Annotated in this window: 19 protein-coding genes and 1 pseudogene; 12 read left to right on the forward strand and 8 right to left on the reverse strand. The window is 56.1% G+C overall.

Annotated features, from left to right (window positions below; all coding sequences use genetic code 11):
- The first annotated feature begins 1 nt into the window (after position 1).
- From IFU29_RS18640 to ghrB, 6 genes are all read left to right on the forward strand, one after another.
- Positions 2-988 carry a LacI family DNA-binding transcriptional regulator gene (locus IFU29_RS18640; protein ID WP_191935236.1) on the forward strand — a complete coding sequence of 329 codons (987 nt, stop codon included), beginning with the start codon at positions 2-4 and terminating at the stop codon, positions 986-988.
- Between the two features lie 59 nt (positions 989-1,047).
- Entirely contained in the window at positions 1,048-2,076 is a 1,029-nt protein-coding gene (locus tag IFU29_RS18645) for a LacI family DNA-binding transcriptional regulator (protein ID WP_191935237.1), read from the forward strand.
- A 199-nt stretch (positions 2,077-2,275) separates the two neighbouring features.
- The gene (locus IFU29_RS18650) at positions 2,276-3,025 is read left to right on the forward strand and encodes a sugar phosphate isomerase/epimerase family protein (protein WP_191935238.1); all 750 of its coding nucleotides are present in this window, start codon (positions 2,276-2,278) and stop codon (positions 3,023-3,025) included.
- A gap of 3 nt (positions 3,026-3,028) precedes the next feature.
- On the forward strand, positions 3,029-3,982 hold the full coding sequence (locus IFU29_RS18655; RefSeq protein ID WP_191935239.1) for a sugar kinase: 954 nt from the start codon (positions 3,029-3,031) through the stop codon (positions 3,980-3,982).
- Positions 3,983-4,056: 74 nt separating this feature from the next.
- A complete protein-coding gene (locus IFU29_RS18660; RefSeq protein WP_062744069.1) occupies positions 4,057-5,343 on the forward strand; it encodes an MFS transporter in 1,287 nt (428 codons plus the stop codon).
- An 85-nt stretch (positions 5,344-5,428) separates the two neighbouring features.
- On the forward strand, positions 5,429-6,394 hold the full coding sequence (ghrB, locus tag IFU29_RS18665) for a glyoxylate/hydroxypyruvate reductase GhrB (RefSeq protein ID WP_191935240.1): 966 nt from the start codon (positions 5,429-5,431) through the stop codon (positions 6,392-6,394).
- A 99-nt stretch (positions 6,395-6,493) separates the two neighbouring features.
- On the opposite strand, the gene IFU29_RS18670 is transcribed toward ghrB, so the two are convergent.
- A complete protein-coding gene (locus IFU29_RS18670) occupies positions 6,494-7,702 on the reverse strand; it encodes an aldose 1-epimerase family protein (protein WP_191935241.1) in 1,209 nt (402 codons plus the stop codon).
- Between the two features lie 363 nt (positions 7,703-8,065).
- Here IFU29_RS18670 and IFU29_RS18675 point away from each other — a divergent pair, with 363 nt between their 5' ends.
- A complete protein-coding gene (locus IFU29_RS18675) occupies positions 8,066-9,313 on the forward strand; it encodes a valine--pyruvate transaminase (protein WP_191935242.1) in 1,248 nt (415 codons plus the stop codon).
- Positions 9,314-9,359: 46 nt separating this feature from the next.
- On the opposite strand, the gene ibpA is transcribed toward IFU29_RS18675, so the two are convergent.
- Entirely contained in the window at positions 9,360-9,782 is a 423-nt protein-coding gene (ibpA, locus tag IFU29_RS18680) for a small heat shock chaperone IbpA (protein ID WP_062744073.1), read from the reverse strand.
- A 297-nt stretch (positions 9,783-10,079) separates the two neighbouring features.
- Between ibpA and IFU29_RS18685 the strand changes: the two genes are divergently transcribed.
- On the forward strand, positions 10,080-10,442 hold the full coding sequence (locus tag IFU29_RS18685) for a YceK/YidQ family lipoprotein (RefSeq protein WP_191935243.1): 363 nt from the start codon (positions 10,080-10,082) through the stop codon (positions 10,440-10,442).
- Here the strand turns inward: IFU29_RS18685 and IFU29_RS18690 are convergent.
- The 6 genes from IFU29_RS18690 to dnaA all read right to left on the reverse strand — a co-directional run bounded on the left by IFU29_RS18690 (position 10,423) and on the right by dnaA (position 18,978).
- Positions 10,423-11,691, reverse strand: coding sequence for a DUF3748 domain-containing protein (locus tag IFU29_RS18690; protein WP_191935244.1), 1,269 nt, complete (start codon positions 11,689-11,691; stop codon positions 10,423-10,425). The two genes, IFU29_RS18685 and IFU29_RS18690, sit on opposite strands and share 20 nt — an antisense overlap.
- Before the next feature lie 84 nt (positions 11,692-11,775).
- A complete protein-coding gene (gene yidA / locus IFU29_RS18695) occupies positions 11,776-12,585 on the reverse strand; it encodes a sugar-phosphatase (protein WP_191935245.1) in 810 nt (269 codons plus the stop codon).
- Between the two features lie 195 nt (positions 12,586-12,780).
- Positions 12,781-15,189, reverse strand: a complete 2,409-nt coding sequence (gyrB, locus tag IFU29_RS18700; protein ID WP_191935246.1) for a DNA topoisomerase (ATP-hydrolyzing) subunit B — start codon at positions 15,187-15,189, stop codon at positions 12,781-12,783.
- A gap of 17 nt (positions 15,190-15,206) precedes the next feature.
- Positions 15,207-16,292, reverse strand: a complete 1,086-nt coding sequence (gene recF / locus IFU29_RS18705) for a DNA replication/repair protein RecF (protein WP_191935247.1) — start codon at positions 16,290-16,292, stop codon at positions 15,207-15,209.
- A 191-nt stretch (positions 16,293-16,483) separates the two neighbouring features.
- Positions 16,484-17,584 carry a DNA polymerase III subunit beta gene (gene dnaN, locus IFU29_RS18710; protein ID WP_062744082.1) on the reverse strand — a complete coding sequence of 367 codons (1,101 nt, stop codon included), beginning with the start codon at positions 17,582-17,584 and terminating at the stop codon, positions 16,484-16,486.
- A 2-nt stretch (positions 17,585-17,586) separates the two neighbouring features.
- Positions 17,587-18,978 (reverse strand): chromosomal replication initiator protein DnaA, encoded by a 1,392-nt coding sequence (gene dnaA, locus IFU29_RS18715; RefSeq protein ID WP_191935248.1) that lies wholly within the window; start codon positions 18,976-18,978, stop codon positions 17,587-17,589.
- Between the two features lie 634 nt (positions 18,979-19,612).
- On the opposite strand from dnaA, the gene rpmH reads away from it, so the two are divergent.
- The 4 genes and pseudogenes from rpmH to yidC all read left to right on the forward strand — a co-directional run bounded on the left by rpmH (position 19,613) and on the right by yidC (position 22,001).
- Positions 19,613-19,753, forward strand: coding sequence for a 50S ribosomal protein L34 (rpmH, locus tag IFU29_RS18720; protein WP_003023858.1), 141 nt, complete (start codon positions 19,613-19,615; stop codon positions 19,751-19,753).
- Positions 19,754-19,770: 17 nt separating this feature from the next.
- The gene (rnpA, locus tag IFU29_RS18725) at positions 19,771-20,130 is read left to right on the forward strand and encodes a ribonuclease P protein component (protein WP_062744083.1); all 360 of its coding nucleotides are present in this window, start codon (positions 19,771-19,773) and stop codon (positions 20,128-20,130) included.
- A pseudogene (gene yidD / locus IFU29_RS18730) lies at positions 20,094-20,352 on the forward strand (membrane protein insertion efficiency factor YidD). Before rnpA ends, yidD begins: the two are co-directional and overlap by 37 nt.
- 2 nt (positions 20,353-20,354) lie before the next feature.
- A complete protein-coding gene (yidC, locus tag IFU29_RS18735; RefSeq protein ID WP_191935250.1) occupies positions 20,355-22,001 on the forward strand; it encodes a membrane protein insertase YidC in 1,647 nt (548 codons plus the stop codon).
- The last annotated feature ends 99 nt before the right edge of the window (positions 22,002-22,100 follow it).

The raw sequence follows: 22,100 nt of genomic DNA on the forward strand, positions 1-22,100 counted from the left end.
TATGTCACTTAAAGCCATTGCCAGCGCCCTTGGGGTCTCCGTCACCACCGTTAGTCGTGCCCTGAATGGCTATGATGACGTGGCACAGGAAACCCGCCTGCGTATTCAACAGGAAGCCAGACGCATTGGATACCGCCCCAATGCAGTGGCGCGGCGTCTGAAAACCGGGCGTACCAATGCCGTGGGTCTGCTGTTTCCTGTCACACCTCTGCCGTTTAACGATATCAGCTTCGTCGAAATGATGGGTGCCACCGCGCAATCGCTTGCGCGGTCAGATATCGACCTGCTGATCATCGCCGATGAAACCCATGACGACCATCGCGGAATGCAGCGAATGCTGCGCACACACTGTGTGGATGCCTTGATCGTGGCGCATACCGCGCGCCAGGACAGTCGTCTGATCACGCTCCAGCGACTGGGCTTTCCTTTCCTGGCGCTGGGGCGTAGCGAACTGGACAGACCTTATGCCTGGTTCGATTTTGATAACCAGGCCGGCCCGGCGCTGGCGGTCAACCATTATGCCGGTTGCGGTATGCAGCGCTTTGCCTGGCTGGGCAGCCATTACGATCAGACCTTCGTAGAGCAGCGGCGGCAGGGGTTTATTGAGGCGCTGGCGCAACATGGACTGGCCAATGATGCCTGCTGGCAGGTGGAACCCACCCGTCGGGAAGGCTACCGCCTGACCCGGCAGATGCTGGCACAGCACCCGCAGCCACAGGTCATCGTCACCGACTGCAACATGCTCGGTGACGGCGCGGCGATTGCGCTACGTGAGGCGGGCCGCCTTACCGGTCCACAGCAGATTGTGCTGGTGGTCTATGACGGCCTGCCCGCCGATTCGGTGGTCTCCGATCCGGTCGCCAGTATTGATCAGGCCACGCGACCCGACGTCGGTCAGCAGGTTGCCAGTATGGTCATGAAACTGATTGAAGGCCAGGATGTTGCCACGCTGCAGGTGCTGTGGCAGCCGGTGCTAAAACTGCCCTGATGCTGCCGTCGCGGATAAGTTGTGGTAGTCTCGCGCCATCTTCACCATCAGGGAACACCATGAACCGTAAGGCCGCCAAAGCCACCATCAGCGATGTTGCGAAAGCCGCGAGCACCGGGAAGACCAGCGTGTCACGCTACCTGAACGGCGAGCTGAATGCCCTTTCCGTCGACCTGAAAACGCGTATTGAGCAGGCCATCGCCGCGCTCAATTATCGCCCCAGCCAGATGGCACGCGGCCTGAAGCGCGGGCGCACCAAGCTGATTGGTCTGATCATTGCCGATATCACCAACCCCTATTCCGTCAATGTGTTAAGCGGCATTGAAGCCGCCTGCCGCGCTCACGGCTTTACCCTGCTGATGTGTAATACCAATAACGAAGTTGACCTCGAAAAACATTATCTCAACCTGCTCAACAGCTATCAGGTGGAAGGCATTGTGGTCAATGCAGTTGGCATGCGTGAGGAGGCGCTGAACCAGCTTCAGCAGTCGCTGCTGCCGATGACGCTGATTGACCGGAAAATTCCCGAGTTTGAGTGTGACGTGGTCGGACTGGATAACCATGCCGCCGCCGTCCTGGCCACAGAGCACCTGCTTGAACAGGGTTACCGATCGCTGTTATTTATCAGCGAACCACTCGGGCTGGTCAACACCCGGCTGGAGCGCGTCCACAGCTTTCGCCAGCGTATGGCGCAGCAGCCTGAGCTGGCGGCTGAACAGGCCGAGATTGCCCTTGGCGATCCCACGCGGCTGGATGCGGTACTGAGTGACTTTTACCAGCGCCATCGCGGCACACCCTGCGCCGTGATGGTGGTGAATGGGGCGCTGACGCTACAGGTTGCCCGCGCGCTGCGCCGCCTGAATCTGAACTGGGGTGAGCAGATTGGCCTGCTGGGCTTTGACGAACTGGAGTGGGCGGAGCTGGCCGGCGTCGGTATCACCACGCTGAAGCAGCCCACCTGGCAGATAGGCTATGCCGCGCTGGAGCAGGTAGTGAAACGCATCGCCGGAGATGAACAGCCCCGGCATGAGCAGGTTTTTCGTGGTGAACTGATCGTGCGCGGATCAACGCAGAAGCTCGCACCGTAATATTTTCAACCCTGTCACAAACGGCGGCAGGCTTTTCTTACCCCGTCGGTGACAGCCTTTCCCCCCCCCTATTTTTAAGACCTTTCCCGGCCATAAATTGTGCACATCGTGAGCGCGATCATAAATTCCACTTCTGTTGCTATCTTTTGGAACCGGTTCCATCTACGGTTTTAATAGAACAAAAATGCAGGAAGGATGTATGAAAAGAGAAATCATCGTCGTCACCGCTGCCTACGGGCAACAGCAGATTAACGCCATGGGTGGCCAGCAGGCGCTGCTGCCGGTTATTGCCGCGGCGGGGGCGGACGGCGTGGAAATCCGGCGTGAGCTGATGACCGATCATGAGCTCGCCTCGCTGCCCGTTATGGCGGAGGCTATCCGTCACGTCGGGCTGGTGGCGTTCTATTCCGTACCGGAAGCATTGTTTATGGCCGATGGTTCGCTTAATCCCCGTCTCGACCAGCACTTTGCCGAAGCGGAACAACTTAATGCCCAGTTAATAAAATATTCGCTGGGACATTATGACCCGCGTTTTCCCTGCCAGGCGTTGCGCAGTAAGCTCGCCGGGAAAAAAGTGCATCTGGTGGTGGAAAACGATCAGACCGATTGCGGGAAACTGGCCGCGCTCGATCGCTTTTTCCACGCCTGCGGAGAAAGCCGCACCTGCAACGGTATGACCTTTGATATGGGCAACTGGCTGTGGGTGGGCGATAAACCGCTGGAGGCCGCTACGCGCCTGAATCGTTATGTCAGCTATATCCATGTGAAAGCCGCCGTGCCACAGGGTGAAGGCTGGCGCGCCGTGGCGCTGGATGAGGCTGATAATCTGTGGCGTGACACGCTGGCCCTGCTGCCCGCTGATGTTCCGCGTGCTATTGAATTTCCGCTGGAAGGCCCGGACCTGGTGGCGGTGACCCGCCACTATGTCGACCTGCTGCGTGAGGAGTAGATCATGAGTATTGCAACTACCCGCCCCCTGGATGTGGTCACCATCGGCGAAGCGATGGCGATGTTCGTGGCCGCAGAGTGCGGCGATCTTGCCAGTGCCGGCCGGTTCAGCAAGCGCATCGCCGGGGCTGAGCTGAATGTCGCCATTGGCCTGGCACGCCTGGGCCTGAATGTCGGCTGGGTCAGCCGCATCGGTGATGACTCCTTCGGGCGATTTACCTGTCAGCAGCTGGATCAGGAGGGCGTGGATCGCCGTCAGGTGACAGTTGATACCCGTTACCCGACCGGCTTTCAGCTGAAATCGAAAGTCGACGATGGCTCCGATCCGCAGGTGGAGTATTTCCGCAAGGGCTCAGCCGCCAGTCACCTTTCCGGTGAGGATTTTAATCCGGAATATTTCGCTTCGGCCCGTCACCTGCACCTGAGTGGTGTAGCGGCGGCGCTCTCCGACAGTTCGCTTGCGCTGTTGCAGCAGGCCGCGCAGGCGATGAAAAAGGCGGGAAAAACCCTCTCCTTCGACCCGAATCTGCGTCCGGTACTGTGGTCCGGCGAAGCGGAAATGGTCAGGCAGCTGAACGGTCTGGCGCAGTATGCCGACTGGGTGCTGCCGGGCATCAAAGAGGGCCAGATCCTGACCGGTTATACGCAGCCGGAAGCCATTGCCGATTTTTACCTGGCGATGGGTGTGAAAGCCGTAGTGATTAAAACCGGCAGTGACGGAGCCTGGTACAAAACGGCTGACGGCGACAGCGGCCAGGTGGCGGCGATCAGAACGGATCATGTCGTGGACACCGTCGGTGCCGGTGATGGCTTTGCCGTCGGCGTTATCAGCGCCTTACTGGAAGGCAAAACGCTACCGGCAGCGATACTGCGCGGTAACAAAATTGGTTCACTGGCCATTCAGGCGATCGGTGACAGCGAAGGATTACCGACGCGCGCTGCGCTGGGTGACTTCTGACGCCGTCACGACCCGGAAAAAAAACAAACCGCATCGACCCCTACTAAAGAATGCGGCCACCGAGGATCAGACTTATGAAAAATCAGACAATCGCGCCTAAACGCTGGTGGTACATCATGCCCATCGTGTTTATCACCTACAGCCTGGCGTACCTTGACCGTGCTAACTTCAGCTTCGCCTCTGCCGCCGGGATCAACGAAGACCTCGGTATCACCAAAGGCGTCTCTTCGCTGCTGGGCGCCCTGTTCTTTCTCGGCTACTTCTTCTTCCAGATCCCGGGGGCGATCTACGCCGAGCGCCGCAGCGTTAAAAAGCTGGTGTTCTGGTGCCTGATTTTATGGGGTATCTGCGCCACGCTGACCGGGATGGTCAGTAATATTCCGATGCTGGCCGCCATCCGCTTTACGCTCGGCGTGGTGGAGGCCGCGGTGATGCCGGCGATGCTGATCTACATCAGCAACTGGTTTACCAAATCGGAACGTTCGCGCGCCAACACCTTCCTGATCCTCGGTAACCCGGTGACCGTCCTGTGGATGTCAGTGGTGTCCGGTTACCTGATCAACGCCTTTGGCTGGCGTGAAATGTTCATTATTGAAGGATTCCCGGCGGTAATCTGGGCGGTAGCGTGGTGGTTCCTGGTGCAGGATAAACCGGCGCAGGCCAAATGGCTGAGCGATGCGGAAAAAGCCGCTCTGCAGGCGCAGTTACAGAAAGAGCAAGAGAACCTGAAAGCCGTTCGTAACTATGCCGAAGCCTTTAAGTCACGAAACGTCATTATCCTGTGCGCCCAGTATTTTACCTGGAGCATCGGCGTATACGGCTTCGTGCTGTGGCTGCCCTCCATTCTGCGTAACGGCACGCAGATGGGCATGGTGGAAGCGGGCTGGCTGTCGGCCGTACCTTATCTGGCCGCCACGATAGCGATGATTGTTGTCTCCTGGGCTTCGGATAAGTTACAAAACCGTAAATTGTTTGTCTGGCCGTTACTGCTGATTGGTGCCATGGCCTTTTTAGGCTCATATTTGGTGGGGCCGGGTAATTTCTGGCTGTCCTACGCGTTGCTGGTGATTGCCGGGGCGGCAATGTATGCCCCCTATGGTCCGTTCTTTGCCATCATCCCGGAAATGCTGCCGCGCAACGTCGCTGGTGGCGCTATGGCGCTGATCAATGCCATGGGGGCGCTGGGCTCCTTCCTCGGTTCCTGGGTGGTGGGTTACCTGAACGGTGCTACCGGCAGCCCGTCCGCGTCGTATATTTTTATGGGCAGCGCCTTACTGGTCTCCGTCTGGCTGACGCTTATCGTAAAGCCAGCGCAGAATAAGCAGTCGCCGCTGCCTGATGGTGCCCTCTCCTCAAAATAACGGCTTCCGCCTCTGCTACAGAGGCGGTTTTCGTTGGCGAGACGAGCCACTCTGTTAATGAAATAAATGAAAATAGGAAGAGCATATGAAACCTTCTGTGGTGCTGTATAAGTCGTTACCTGAGGATCTGCGCGCACGTCTGGATGAGCATTTCAGCGTGACAGAGGTAAAAGACTTAAGCCCGGAAACCCTCGCGGCTCATGCCGACACGTTTCGTCAGGCCAAAGGTATTCTGGGCTCCGGTGGTAAAGTGGATGCCGCGTTTTTGCAGCATATGCCTGAGTTGCGCGTTGCCTCGACCGTTTCCGTCGGCTACGACAATTTCGACGTGGCGGCGCTCAACGATCGCGGCGTTTTGCTGATGCATACCCCGACGGTGCTGACCGAGACCGTGGCGGATACCATGATGGCGCTGGTGCTGAGTTCTGCCCGCCGGGTGGTAGAAATGGCGGAGCGCGTTAAAGCGGGAGAGTGGCAAAAAAGCATTGCTCCTGACTGGTACGGCATTGATGTTCACCATAAGAAGCTGGGGATCCTCGGCATGGGCCGCATCGGCCTGGCCCTGGCGCAGCGCGCACATCTTGGCTTTGGCATGCCCATCCTCTACAACGCCCGTAAACATCATACGGAAGCCGAGCAGCGCTTTGAGGCGCAGTACTGCGACCTCGACCAGCTGCTGGCCGAATCCGACTTCCTCTGTATCAGCCTGCCGCTGACTGAACAGACACACCACCTGATCGGTCGTGACCAGCTGGCGAAAATGAAGAAAACAGCGGTGCTGATTAACGCCGGACGCGGTCCGGTGGTGGACGAGCAGGCGCTGATTGCCGCGCTGAAAGACGGGACGATCCACGCAGCCGGGCTGGATGTGTTTGAGCAGGAACCCCTGCCGGTCAGCTCTGAACTGCTGCAGCTGCGTAACGTGGTGGCGTTGCCGCATATTGGCTCCGCGACCCATGAAACACGCTACGGTATGGCGAAAGATGCCGTTGATAATCTGATTGCCGCACTGAACGGCAGGGTAGAAAAGAACTGCGTTAATCCGCGTTAACCGCAGATGTCGTTCTGCAGGGCCGATCGTCTTGACGATCGGCCAGATGCGGTTGCGGGTTGACCGGAAATGCAGTCAACCCCTGCCTGGCGGCGATAATTATTCTTTGGCGATAGGCGTTTCGTCGATGGCGACGGTGTCATCCCCCTGGATCTGTTTCACTCGCTGCTCGACCTTCTGTACCGCGCTGGCATCCTTCAGCAACGTATAGGTCAGTGTAAATTCGGTACTCTGTCCTGCCTGCAGCTGTTTCACGCGCCCCTGCTCTTTCTCGATCGTGACAGGATAGGCATAGTTCGTACCAGGCTCAATCCCGGTCACATAGCCCTGTTTCAGGGTGTCGGTATTTTTCCACATGGTCAGCAGTGGAAGCTGGTGGGTGTCAAACTCAATCGATGCGCCTTTATCCCCTTTGCTGTTGATCACTGCGGCCACGGTTTTGCCGTTGCTGTCGGCTTTTGGCGTCAGGTTAAATACCATCTCATCGAAGTCTTTGGTTGGCGCGCCGTAAACGTTCCAGCCGTCCAGCCCTTTTTTGGCGTAGTCATTAAACGGTGAAACGGATTTCAGCGGGGCAACAAAGCGGGCGTCTTTTTCCAGGATCGGCGTACCGAAGTTACTGTGATAGATAATCTGGTAGTCGTGCGGATAATCGGCCTGGTTGGTCAGCACATCATGAACGGTAAAGGCATCGGAGCCCGGCACATAGCGCAGCTCGGTCCAGGTTTCGAGGTTCGCTTTTTTGAAGGTGGTCTCTTTCAACAGGCCGCGGATGCGGATTTCATGCGGGGCTTTATCATCGACAATCACCTCCACTTTCGACGCCGGGGTGTTGCCCGCTTTCCCGTGCAGCGTGTAGATCATGCCGTCTTTAGTCACCGGGTGGCCGGTCCACTCGAAGCCGCAGCGCACCATCATCTCATTGAACCCTTCCAGCCAGCCCAGACCGTTACGGCTTTCCAGATTGATATTAGCCGGGTTAACCACTTCCTTCACTGGCGAATCCCAGCCCAGACGAACGCCATGTCCGGTCACTTTAAGCAGATCCATACCGCGTGTCGGGCTCAGACTGATGGTCAGGCCATTCTTGCTGGTAATGGTCAGGACTTTTGACCCTTCCTGTTTGCCGCCGTGCAGCACTTTCTGCTCGATGCTGAAGCTTTCCCCTCCCAGCTTCAGCTGCTGGCTGTTCATCTGCCAGTTTCCCTTTTCCGTACTGGTTTCAGCATCCGTCAGCACCCAGCTTTGCGCCGCCGCCTGACCGCTAATTACCGCCATCACTACCCCTGCCAGAAGTGTTTTTTTCATGGTTCTTGTCCTTTAGCTGAATTGATTAAGCGTTATGGGAGGACAGACTACAAACCAGCGCAGGATAAAAACGTGATTGCCATCACCGACTGGCCTATTGGCAATTTTTACTCTATTAAACGTGCAGTAAATCACTAAATTTTGCCATTAATCATCACGGATACATTAACAGATGTGATGACAGGCACCCTGTAACGCCACTGTCTTAAAACGATTCAGCTTAGTAACGCACGGCCCGATGGGCAGACGCCGCGAAAACATCGCCGCCATGAACAAATGCTATCGCTCCCCCTGAAGATTGCATCACACAGGTGCTGGCGTTAAGGTGGACACCCGTTGTAAATAACAAGCGATTAACAGGGTATGAGCTTTTCGGCATTTGGTGAAAAATTTACGCGCCATACAGGTATTTCACGCCTGATGGAAGATATGGGTCAGGGCTTACGTACGCCGGGCACGGTGATGCTGGGTGGTGGCAATCCCGCGCAGATCCCGGCCATGAACGACTATTTCCAGCAGTTGCTTCAGCAGATGCATGATGAGGGCAAGCTGGCGGAGGCCCTGTGCAACTATGACGGCCCGCGGGGTAAAACGACGCTGCTGGATTCCCTGTCAGCCCTGCTGCGCGACCAGCTTGGCTGGGACATCGCCCCGGAAAATATTGCCCTGACCAACGGTAGCCAGAGCGCTTTCTTTTATCTGTTTAACCTGTATGCCGGCTACCGTGCCGACGGCAGCAAAAAGCGTGTTCTGTTCCCGCTGGCTCCTGAATATCTGGGTTATGCCGATGCCGGTCTGGATGAAGACCTGTTTGTCTCGACGCGCCCTAATATTGAGATGCTGCCGGAAGGACAGTTTAAATATCACGTGGACTTTGAACATCTGCATATCGGTGAGGATACCGGTCTGATCTGTGTGTCGCGGCCGACCAATCCGACCGGGAATGTGATCACCGATGATGAACTGCTCAAGCTGGATGCGCTGGCACAGCAGCATGATATCCCGCTGCTGATCGACAACGCGTACGGCGTCCCCTTCCCGGGAATTATCTTCAGCGAGGCACGCCCGCTGTGGAATCCGAATATTATTCTGTGTATGAGCCTGTCAAAGCTTGGCCTGCCGGGTGCGCGCTGCGGCATCATTATTGCCGATGAGAAGGTGATCTCTGCCGTCAGTAATATGAACGGTATTATCAGCCTGGCTCCCGGAAGCGTTGGGCCTGCCATCGCCAATGAGATGATCCAGCGCGGCGACTTGTTGCGACTGTCGGAAGAGGTGATCAAGCCGTTTTATCAGCAGCGCGTGACGCAGACCATTGCGGTGATCCGCCGTTATTTATCCCCTGACCGCTGCCTGATCCATAAGCCTGAAGGGGCGATTTTCCTCTGGCTGTGGTTTAAAGATCTGCCGATCACCACTGAAGTGCTGTATCAGCGGCTGAAAAAACGGGGCGTGCTGATGGTGCCGGGGCATTTCTTCTTCCCGGGGCTTGAGCAGGCGTGGCCGCACACGCATCAGTGCATGCGTATGAACTATGTGCCGGACAACGATAAGATTGAGCAGGGGATCAGGATTCTGGCAGAGGAAGTTGAGCGGGCCCATTGCGAGTAAGATCGGGGCCGCCAGCGCCTGCTGACGGCCCGACTACCGTGCTGGATTACTTGATGATTTCGATACGGCGCGGTTTATTTGCTTCAGGCACAACGCGCTCCAGATCGATATAAAGTAAACCGTTTTCCAGTTTTGCATCACGAACATGGACGTGTTCGGCTAACTGGAATTTGCGTTCGAAGTTACGCTCCGCGATCCCCTGATAGAGATAGGTGCGTTCCTGCTGCTCGTCCGGGTGCGATCCACGCACGCTGAGAAGATTATCGTGAGAGGTGATCTCCAGCTCATTCTCAGCAAAACCGGCAACGGCAATCGTAATGCGGTAGTTGTTTTCGCCCACCAGCTCAACGTTATACGGAGGATAGCCGCCGTTATTGTTGCTCTGGCTCTGGCTTGATTCCAGCAGGTTGATCAGACGGTCAAACCCGATGGAAGAACGGTAGAGTGGGGCAAGGTCGAAATTACGCATGTTTTAAGCTCCTGATTATCAGCGAGGATGAGGTCAATGATAACGGCCCTCCATCATGGACGGGTCGCCGGTTCAGAAAACACTGCCCTGTCGGCACAGGTTTCACTGACCGTAGAAATAAAATGGTGATGAACACCATGCTTTCAAGGGGGAAATGACGATTTTTTTACCTGAAAGCACGTAATGACATACACTCAGGGATGAGTTTGCCGGGCCATCGTGCCAGCCACCACAGAGTGGCCAGTACGCCGGCAATGAGTCTCAGCCAGGCTTGCCATGACTGAAGGGATGATCGAGATGAATGCTTTAAAGAAGTGCCATATTGCCGGGTTGGTTGCCTGTGTTTCCCTGGTCAGCACCAGCGGTTGCTCAAGCATGATGTCACACAGCGGCGCGGGCGAGGGCTATTATCCCGGTACGCGCGCCAGCGCCAGTGTTCTGACGGACAAAGACAGCAGCTGGGTTATGAAGCCCCTGGCTCTGATTGATCTGCCTTTTTCTGCCGTACTGGATACGCTGCTGCTGCCACTCGATTATTACCGCGCCGGGGATACTGACTCGCCACGCGATCGTGTCCGCCGCAGCGAACAGAAGAACCGTACCAACGAGATTATGCAGCAGACCATCGCCCCGGACGTGGCTAATTCACCTGCGCCGTAAATATCTGTCTAAACTCACCACAGTCACGCAAATACGCCACGGACCGCCCGTCGGGGGAAAACACCACCGCATCGGCCACCGGGGCAACTGCGCTGCGCGCGGTGATGCGTCGTAACGATCCGCTTCTGGCATCACAGAGAGTAATGCTGTTGTCCATGACAAACGCCAGCTGATGCCCGTCAGGATGCCAGCTAAACGCGGACTGAATATCGCTGTCACCCCGGGTGACCTGGTGAGGTTCACCGCCCAGCGGAGAGACGGTCCACAGCTGTACCACGCCAGCATCATCCTTCATCAGAAAGGCAATGGCGCTGCCATCCGGTGAGCACCGCAGCCAGTGTCGCGGTGTCGCGGCCAGACCGGGAAAACGACGGTCTGCGGTAAAGGTCAGACGCCGCTGTTGCACGCCTCTGGGCGGGGCCGGCAGTCGGGTTTCACTGCCTTCCAGCGGCGCATCGCCCGCGATGGCGAACGCCGCGTTGCTTTCCGGCAGGTCAACGATAAACACCTCCGTCACTTTTTCCCCGCTGGCCGACAGCGTGTCACCCATAAAGGCCAGCGCCCAGCGCTGTTGGCTGCCATCAGAGCGCTGGTAACCCTGCTGACCCACCCAGCCCTCTTCGTAAGCCCGGTTAATCTCATCGCTGCCCGGCCGTGGGCTGGCCGTCGTGCAGCTGACCAGCACACAGTAGTGGCTGCCCTCATATTCGCGGGGATGGTGTTTCGGCGGACACACCGCGTGTAGCGGCACGGCCACCCCCACATTGCGTAAATCCTGGGCCTTATCCCATTCATGCATAACATGGTCGTTATAGGTAAAACTCAGGCGTGTACCGTCCGGGCTGAAAACGTGTACATGTGATCCTCCGCGCAGCGCACCGGCGGTATAAGGGGGAGTGATATCGCAGGCATCCAGGGTTTCCGCGACCCCGTGCTGGATGATCACCCCGCGACGGTGGTGGAAATCATACTTCCACTGGCTGTCCGGATGTTCCGGTCCGTGTATGCAGACGTAACGGGCAGGCAGGTCCGGGCTGACGGTCACGACACCGACATGGGCACCGTCGCGCGCCTGATACAGCACTTCGGTCACGCCGCTGTGGGCGTTAACCTGTTCAATCGTCAGCCCCGTAAAAGACGCTCCGCCGGGACGCACATCATAAGCCAGCCACTGACTGTCGGCGGTCCAGACGTTGATATTGGTTAACTGGTGATGACGCGGAGCGAACGTTAGCTGTTTTTCTTTCATCGGAAGAACCCTTTGCGCGGTTTTGCTCAGGGTAATTCATTCGGCGGATGAAGGGTATCCGCCGTCTGACTGGCAGGGTAAAAATTACAGAACGTACTTCTCGATAGCCACGGCCACACCATCTTCAGCGTTAGACGCGGTCACAAACTGCGCAATGGCCTTAACTGAGTCAATGCCGTTGCCCATCGCCACCCCTGTACCGGCAAATTCCAGCATAGCCAAATCGTTTTCCTGGTCGCCCAGTGCCATCACCTCCTCACGCTGCAGTCCCAGACGGTCAGCCAGGGCTTTCACGCCAGCGCCTTTATTCACCTCTTTGTTAAGGATTTCCAGGAAGTAAGGTGAGCTTTTCAGCAGGGTATTGCGCCTCCGGGCTTCCGCCGGGATACGTACGATAGCGGCATCCAGCAGCTCCGGCTCATCAATCATCATGATTTTCGGGAAGGTCATGGAAGCATCCATCTCTTCTACCGGGCGGTAGCGCAAGGGAATGCCCGTCAGGCTGGCTTCATGCACGGTATAGCGGCTGATATCTTTATTCGCGGTGTACAGATGGGTCTGCGTCAGCGCCTGGAAATGCACGCCGAGATCGCGCGCCATCTGCTCATAGTAAAGATAGTCGTCAAAGCTGACCGCCACTTCCGCAATGCACTCGCCGCTATCTGCTTTCTGCACCAGCGCACCGTTATTGCTGATGCAGTACTGACCTTCCTGCTGCAAGCCCAGCTCCGCCAGGTAACGCTGTACGCCGATAAACGGACGGCCGGTGGCCAGCACCACCGCCACGCCTTTATCACGTGCGGCCTGGATCGCCTGCTTCACGCGCGGAGAAATTTCATGCTGTGGGTTAAGCAGCGTGCCATCCATATCAATCGCAATCAGTTTAATCGCCATACCATCCTCGTTAGCTAAGAGTTTGTTACCATGCTAGCGCGATTCAGCTCAGAATGACCAGCCTGACAGTGAAATGAGCGGCACGCTACGCACCGTGACGCCAGCGGAAAGGAAACCCAGGACAAAAAAAAAGCAGACCCGGAGGTCTGCTTTTTGCTGGCGGGCGACCGGTAAAAAAGGTCGCTGCCTGCACGATCAGATATCGATGTTCGCCGCGCGCAGGGCGTTCTCTTCGATAAAGGCACGACGGGGTTCTACCGCATCACCCATCAGCGTGGTAAACAGCTGGTCGGCGGCCACGGCATCACGGATGGTGACACGCAGCATACGACGGCTGTCGGGATCCATGGTGGTTTCCCACAGCTGATCCGGGTTCATCTCGCCCAGACCTTTATAACGCTGAACGGTCAGGCCACGGCGTGACTCTTTGACCAGCCACTCCATCGCCTGCTCAAAGCTGGCGATCGGCTGACGACGTTCGCCGCGTTCGATGAACGCGTCTTCTTCGATCAGGCCTCGCAGCTTCTCACCCAGAGCGCAGAGCTTACGGTATTCACCGCCGAGCATAAACTCGCTGTCCAGGGCATAATCCGTGTCCACACCGTGGGTTTTGATACGCAGTACCGGCTCAAAGATATGCAGCTCCAGATTTTCGCGTACCAGACCGCTGTAGGTGCTGCCGTGCTGGTCGTTATCATTCAGGTACTTCACCAGCTCACTCAACCAGGCCTGTACCGGCGCTTCAGCGGCCAGCTCACTCAGGGTTGGGTTGTAGACCAGTGCATTCAGCAAGGCCACCGGATAACGGCGCTCCATGCGCTTGATCATCTTGCGCGTGCTGTTGAACTCGGACACCAGATCTTCCAGCGGCTTGCCGCCAAGGGCCGGAGCGCTGGCATTCGCATGCAGCGTAGCGCCGTCCAGCGCAATGGCGATCTGGTACTGATCCATCGCATCGTCATCTTTAATATACTGTTCCTGCTTGCCTTTTTTCACCTTGTACAGCGGTGGCTGGGCAATATAGACATGACCACGCTCAATGATTTCCGGCATCTGACGGTAGAAGAAGGTCAGCAGCAGGGTACGGATGTGCGAACCATCCACGTCGGCATCGGTCATGATAATGATGCTGTGATAACGCAGTTTGTCCGGGTTGTACTCATCACGGCCGATACCGCAGCCCAGCGCGGTGATCAGCGTGGCCACTTCCTGGGACGCAAGCATCTTGTCAAAGCGCGCCTTCTCGACGTTGAGGATTTTACCCTTCAGCGGCAGAATGGCCTGGTTTTTACGGTTACGCCCCTGCTTGGCAGAGCCGCCCGCAGAGTCCCCTTCCACCAGGTAGATTTCGGACAGAGCCGGGTCACGCTCCTGACAGTCCGCCAGTTTGCCCGGCAGGCCTGCCAGATCCAGCGCACCTTTACGGCGGGTCATCTCACGTGCACGGCGGGCCGCTTCACGTGCGCGCGCTGCATCAATGATTTTACCCACGACGATTTTGGCGTCGGTCGGGTTTTCCAGCAGGTATTCTGCCAGCAGCTCGTTCATCTGCTGTTCTACGGCGGTTTTCACTTCAGAAGAGACCAGTTTATCTTTGGTCTGTGAAGAGAATTTCGGATCCGGCACTTTGACCGATACCACAGCAATCAGGCCTTCACGCGCGTCGTCACCGGTGGCGCTGACTTTGGCTTTCTTGCTGTAGCCTTCTTTGTCCATGTAGGCATTCAGGGTACGGGTCATCGCGGTACGGAAACCAACGAGGTGCGTACCCCCATCCCGCTGTGGGATGTTGTTAGTAAAGCAGTAGATGTTTTCCTGGAAACCATCGTTCCACTGCAGCGCCACTTCCACACCAATGCCGTCTTTCTCGGTTGAGAAATAGAACACATTCGGGTGGATCGGGGTTTTGTTCTTGTTGAGGTACTCAACAAACGCCTTGATACCACCTTCATAGTGGTAATGGTCGCTTTTACCGTCGCGCTTATCTTCCAGCTTTATTGACACACCGGAGTTCAGGAACGACAGCTCGCGCAGGCGCTTTGCCAGGATTTCGTACTCAAACTCCACGACGTTAGTAAACGTCTGGTGGCTGGGCCAGAAACGCACGCGCGTTCCCGTCAGATCCGTTTCACCGCTCACGCTCAGCGGGGCCTGAGGCACGCCGTGGACGTAAGTCTGCTGGTGAACCTTCCCTTCGCGACGAATGGTCAGCTCCAGTTTTTCCGACAGGGCGTTCACTACCGAAACACCCACGCCGTGCAGGCCGCCGGAGACTTTATAAGAGTTATCGTCGAACTTACCGCCGGCGTGCAGCACGGTCATGATCACTTCAGCAGCTGAGATGCCTTCTTCTTCGTGAATACCGGTCGGAATACCACGGCCATCATCCACAACGGAAACGGAGTTATCAGCATGAATAGTGACAAGAATATCGGAACAGTGACCGGCGAGCGCTTCGTCAATGGCGTTATCCACGACCTCAAATACCATGTGATGCAGACCGGTACCGTCATCCGTATCGCCGATATACATACCCGGGCGTTTGCGTACAGCATCGAGCCCTTTCAGAACTTTGATACTGGAGGAGTCATAAGAATTCGACATCAACTTTTCTCGCTCGTTTAATCTTCAGGTTGAACCGCTATTTTACCTTGTTCTACGTTGAACATCTTGCCCTTTTCGTCAGTCATATCGAAGACATGCTCCGGTGCAATGGCACTGACAAAAACCTGGGCCTGAGTGGCTTTTAAGCGCGCTGCCAGCAGGTGGCGGCGCGTTTCATCCAGCTCAGAGGCAAAATCATCTATCAGATACAGGCAACGTCGCCCGTTCTGTCGGGTGAGAAACTCACCCTGCGCCAGCCTCAGGGCGCACATCAGCAGCTTTAACTGGCCGCGTGACAGCAAATCTTCTACCGGCGTCCCCTCCGCACGAATGCGGAAATCTGCTTTATGAGGGCCGCTGGCGGTGTAAGTCAGTGCACGATCGCGCTCAAAGTTGCGTTCGAGCAGTTCGGCATAGTCGCTCTCTTTATCCCAGCCACGCTGGAAAGAGAAGCTGAGTTGAAACTCGGGCAGAAACTGCGCACAGGTGGCATTAATGTCTGCCGCAATCGCTGCACTGTAGTCCGCCCGCCAGCGGCTTATCTGCTCCGCCAGAGGAGCCAGCTCCTGATCCCACGCCCGGATTTGCTGGTAGCGCGAGACCTGGCGCAGGGCGGCATTACGCTGCTTGAGCAGCCGCTTAAGATTGCTCCAGGCGCTGAAAAAACCGGGTTCGTTGTGAAAACATCCCCAGTCGATATAGGCCCGACGGTATTTGGGCCCACCGTTGAGCAGGGTAAACCCTTCTGGCGTAATGAGCTGCATCGGCAGCATCTGCGCCAGCTCGGCCACCTTATGCCCGTCGCTGCCGTCCACCCGCACGCGACTGTCACCGGCACGGTTTTTAGTCAGGCCGACTGACACTTCGCGCTCACTCCCGGCGATGCGTCCGTGAAGCACAAAAGCGTCCTGCTCATGACGGATCACCCTGCCCGCCTGTAAGCTGCGGAAGGCCCGACCGTGCCCAAGGGTATAAATGGCTTCCAGCACGCTGGTTTTACCGCTGCCGTTGGGCCCCACGAGGAAGTTAAATCCGGGGGCCAGCGCAAGGTCCGCGTTTTCAATATTACGGAAGTCTTTGATAAGCAGGCGGGTTAAAGCCATAAATGCAGTGGTTCCACAGAGAGTAAAGAAGTTGAATTGCCCGGCTCGTTATCTCTGTAACACCGATCCAGGCCGTCGGCGTCGCCGCCAGTTTGCATACGGCCAGTGCGCAGTCGCCGCAGCGTACCGAAGTACGTGAGGATGACAAGCACTGCCCGGGCGCAAAAGGGCAAGCAAGTTAGCCCGATAAATTACAATCTCATCGGCATGACGACATAGGCTGCGCTTTGACTGGCCGCATCTTCGATCTGCACACTGGATACCGAGTCCGTCAGCAGCAGGCGCACATTCTCGCACTTCAGCGCGTTCAGCACATCCAGCACGTAGCTGACGTTAAAGCCGATTTCGAGGTCGGTGCCGCCGTAAGTGACATCCAGAATCTCTTCGGCCTCTTCCTGCTCCGGGTTATTCGCCGTAATCTTCAGCTGATTTTCGCTGATATAAAGGCGAACACCACGGAATTTCTCGTTAGAGAGGATCGCTGCACGGGCAAAGGCCTGCTTCAGCAGGTCGCAGCCCGCATCAAGAGTTTTGTCGGGGTTTTTCGGCAACACGCGGCGATAATCAGGGAAGCGACCATCCACCAGCTTGGAGGTGAAGATAAAATCTCCCACGTGGGCACGGATATTGTTGCTGCCAATCTGCACCTGCAGTGGCGTATCGCCGCCGTCCAGCAGACGTACCAGTTCAATCACCCCTTTACGCGGCACGATCACCGAATGGCTTGGCAGCGACTGCCCGACCGGCATGGAACACACCGCCAGACGGTGGCCGTCGGTGGCCACCGTACGCAGCTCTTCGCCTTCGGTTTCAAATAGCATACCGTTCAGGTAGTAGCGCACGTCCTGATGAGCCATCGAGAACTGCGTGGCTTCGATCAGGCGCTTCATCGTGGCCTGCGGCAGCGTAAACTCCACCTCGCTCTGCCAGTCGTCCAGGTTCGGGAAGTCGCTGGCGGGCAGCGTGGAAAGTGAGAAACGGCTGCGGCCGGAGCGCACCAGCATCCTCTCACCGTCCAGGATCACCGTGATCTCTGCGCCTTCCGGCAGACCACGACAGATATCAAAGAATTTTCGCGCCGGTACGGTGGTGGCCCCCGGCTCATGGTCCTGGGTCAGCGCTACGCGGGCGACCATTTCCATTTCTAAATCGGTACCGGTCAGCAGCAGCGTACCCTCAGTGACCTGCAGCAGCAGATTACCAAGAATGGGCAGCGTCGGACGCCCGCCTAACGGGCTGCTAACTTGCTGTAAGGGTTTGAGTAAATGCTCACGTTCTACAATAAATTTCATAGTCAGGAAGATAATGTTCTGATTAGATTTGAGAAATCTTCTTTAATGTCGTGACTCTCTTCACGCAACTGCTCGATTTTACGGCAGGCATGTAACACCGTGGTGTGGTCACGACCCCCGAAAGCATCACCGATTTCCGGCAGACTGTGGTTGGTCAGTTCTTTGGCCATCGCCATCGCCATCTGGCGTGGACGGGCAACCGAACGGGAACGTCGCTTCGACAGCAGATCGGCCACTTTGATTTTATAATATTCAGCGACTGTCTTCTGGATATTATCAATGGTGACCAGCTTCTCCTGCAATGCCAGCAGATCGCGCAGCGCTTCGCGCACAAAATCGATGGTGATGGCACGACCGGTAAAGTTGGCGTTGGCGATCACGCGATTCAGCGCACCTTCCAGCTCACGAACGTTTGAACGCAGTCGTTTGGCAATAAAGAACGCGACCTCACCGGGCAGGCGAATGTCATTTTCGTCGGCTTTCTTCATCAGGATCGCTACGCGGGTTTCCAGCTCCGGCGGCTCGATCGCCACCGTCAGGCCCCAGCCAAAGCGTGATTTCAGACGATCCTCCACCCCGTTGATCTCTTTCGGATAACGATCCGAGGTCAAAATGATCTGCTGATTGCCTTCCAGCAGCGCATTAAAGGTGTGGAAAAACTCTTCCTGTGAACGCTCTTTATTGGCAAAGAACTGAATATCATCGATCAGCAGCGCATCGACCGAGCGGTAGTAACGCTTGAACTCTTCAATGGCGTTATTCTGCAGTGCTTTGACCATGTCCTGCACAAAACGCTCTGAGTGCATATAAACCACTTTCGCGTTTGGCTTGCGCGCCATAATGCCGTTACCCACCGCATGCAGCAGGTGCGTTTTACCCAGGCCTGTACCGCCATACAGGAACAAGGGGTTATAAGCGCCGCCGGGGTTATCTGCAACCTGACGTGCCGCCGCACGCGCCAGCTGGTTCGATTTACCCTCAACAAAGTTGTCAAAATTGTGCTTGGTATTCACATTCGAGCGATAAGACAGCTCTGCCGGTGCCGGCATGTTGTCCCAGCTTGGCCGCATCGGGGCAGGACGGCTGATGATACCCGGTGCGCTGGCATGAGCACTGGCCATTACCGGCTGGCTGATGGTCTGCGCGACCGGCTTACTGCCAACCTCAAAACGCAGCAATGGCACATTTGCCCCGCAAAAATCATTTAGCAGGGCATTGATATTATTCAGGTATTTATCCCGAACCCAATCGAGTACAAAACGGTTTGGTGCATACAAGGCCAGCGTATTGTCATTCAGTTCGGCCTGTAAGGGACGTATCCACATGCTAAATTCTGTGGCAGGTAGCTCATCCTGCAGGCGGGCAAGACACTGTTGCCAAAGCGTAAGTGACACGGCGGACTCCACTCGAAAAAATTCGATAAGATATAAAAGGCGCTGAAGCGATAATTTCATCATTGTTGACGCATGCCGATGAGACACATGCGAACCGCTATCCGCGGTTACTCCGCCCGTCCCCGACATTTTTCATGCTTGCGGGGTAGGATCCGACCCGGAGGATCGTCAGCGGAAGGGCGGATCATAGCGTAAAGCGCAGCAGAGATCTTCACTTTCTACACAGTTTTGATCCAATTTATCCACAGGCATCCACAGCGGGGATAAGTTTACGCCACCCTGAGCAAAAGGCATTCAGGATCGTCTGCATTCGTTGAAATTTAATGGCGGCGTCACGTTATTGCCGCAAACTCAATGTAACGGGATCGCAAGAAGATCCTGCGCGATCCTTGCGATTTTTAATGGACACCGTATAATTCTTGCCCCGGCGTGTGGCGCCATAGCCCTTTTGGCTGAAACAGTGAGTCACTACGGGCAATCAAGGCGCGCTTTTCACGCGAAGTAAATTGACTCTGGACTGTACAATTATTACAATCCCGCCTCTTTATTAAAGACACACTGAGGCGTCGGTCGTTTTTTCGGGCCAGATAACGCGTCACCAAGTGAAATTTTCCAAGTTTAGGTAGAAATCGCCATGAAACGCACTTTTCAACCGTCCGTACTGAAGCGCAACCGTTCACATGGTTTCCGTGCTCGTATGGCAAATAAAAATGGTCGTCAGGTTCTGGCACGTCGTCGTGCTAAAGGCCGTTCTCGTCTGACCGTTTCTAAGTAATAAAAGCTAACCGCTGAGTGGTTAAGCTCGCATTTCCCAGGGAGTTACGTTTGTTAACTCCCACTCATTTCACTTTCGTCTTCCAGCAGCCACAACGGGCTGGCACGCCGCAAATTACTATTCTCGGCCGCCTGAACGCGCTGGGGCATCCCCGCATCGGTCTTACCGTCGCCAAAAAACATGTTAAACGTGCTCACGAACGTAACCGGATCAAGCGATTGACCCGCGAAAGCTTTCGTCTGCGTCAGCATGAATTGCCCGCGATGGATTTTGTGATCGTAGCGAAAAAGGGTGTTGCCGATCTGGATAATAAGGCACTGACGGAAGCGTTGGAGAAATTATGGCGTCGCCATTGTCGCCTGGCTCGCGGGTCCTGATCGCGCTGATTCGCGTCTATCAACGCGTAATCAGTCCGCTGTTAGGGCCCCACTGCCGTTTTCACCCCACCTGCTCGCAATACGGTATTGAGGCATTGCGCAGGTTTGGGGTGGTAAAAGGGAGTTGGTTGACGATGAAACGCATATTAAAATGCCACCCCTTAAACCCGGGTGGCGACGATCCGGTGCCGCCACATAACCATTGATCCCAGAGAACATTAACGATGGATTCGCAACGCAATCTTTTCCTCATCGCTTTTCTGTTCGTGTCCTTTATGATCTGGCAAGCCTGGCAGACGGACCACGCTCCGCAGCCATTGCAGACCCAGACCACACAGAACACCAACAGCGCAGTCGGTGATGCCGCCAATCAGGGTGTCCCTGCCAGCGGACAGGGCAAAACGATCACCGTTAAGACTGATGTCCTGTCTTTGAACATCAATACTCGCGGTGGCGATATTGACCAGGCGTTATTGCTGACTTACCCGGACTCACTGGGTTCTGACAAGCCTTTCCAGCTGTTGGAAACCACGCCAGGCTTCCTGTATCAGGCGCAGAGCGGCCTGACCGGTCGTAATGGCCCGGATAACCCGGCGAACGGCGCACGTCCGCTGTATACCGCAGCTCAGGATCACTTCGAACTGGCTGAAGGCCAGAGCGAACTGCGTATCCCGCTGACCTTTACCGCTGAGAATGGCGCGACCTACACCAAGACCTTCGTGCTGAAGCGCGGTGAATACGCCATTAATGTCGATTATCAGATCAACAACGCCTCTCAGCAGCCGCTGGAAGTGTCGATGTTCGGTCAGCTGAAGCAGTCCATTGACCTGCCGAAGCATCGCGATACCGGCAGCAGCAACTTTGCCCTGCACACTTTCCGTGGTGCGGCTTACTCCAGCAGTGAGACCAACTACGAGAAGTACAAATTCGACAAAATCAGCGACAACGAAAACCTGAGCACCACCACCAACAACGGTTGGGTGGCGATGCTGCAGCAGTATTTCGCGACCGCATGGGTACCACAGACAGCAGGCATCAACACGCTGTACACCAGCAATCTGGGTAACGGTATTGCCGCCATTGGCTACAAGTCTGCGCCAGTGACCATCGCGCCGGGTTCCCAGCAGCAGCTGGCTGCCACCCTGTGGGTTGGCCCGGAAATTCAGGACAAGATGGCGGCCGTGGCCCCACACCTGGATCTGACCGTGGATTACGGCTGGCTGTGGTTTATTTCTCAGCCGCTGTTCAAACTGCTGAAATTCCTGCATACCTTTATCGGTAACTGGGGCTTCTCGATTATCGTTATCACCTTCATCGTTCGTGGCATCATGTACCCGCTGACCAAGGCGCAGTACACCTCCATGGCGAAAATGCGCATGCTGCAGCCGAAGATCCAGGCGATGCGTGAGCGTTTAGGCGACGATAAGCAGAAGATGAGTCAGGAGATGATGGCGCTGTATAAGGCGGAGAAAGTGAATCCGCTGGGTGGCTGTCTGCCGCTGGTTATCCAGATGCCAATCTTCCTGGCCCTGTACTACATGCTGATGGGCTCCGTTGAACTGCGTCATGCGCCGTTCGCACTGTGGATCCATGACCTGGCCGCACAGGACCCGTATTACATCCTGCCGATCCTGATGGGTATCACGATGTTCTTCATTCAGAAGATGTCGCCGACCACAGTGACCGACCCGATGCAGCAGAAGATCATGACCTTCATGCCGGTCATCTTCACCGTGTTCTTCCTGTGGTTCCCTTCAGGTCTGGTGCTGTACTACATCGTCAGTAACCTGGTGACCATTCTCCAGCAGCAGCTGATTTATCGCGGCCTGGAAAAGCGTGGCCTGCACAGCCGCGACAAGAAAAAAGCGTAACGCGTTTGATGTTGCGGGCTGACCGAAACAGAAGGTCAGCCCCTACAATGTCGGGGTCGCCCCGTGCTAACGGAACGAACAATGCTTACACTAAGGCGG

Origin of the sequence: Erwinia persicina, from assembly GCF_014838825.1 — a bacterium.
Lineage (GTDB): Bacteria > Pseudomonadota > Gammaproteobacteria > Enterobacterales > Enterobacteriaceae > Erwinia > Erwinia persicina_A.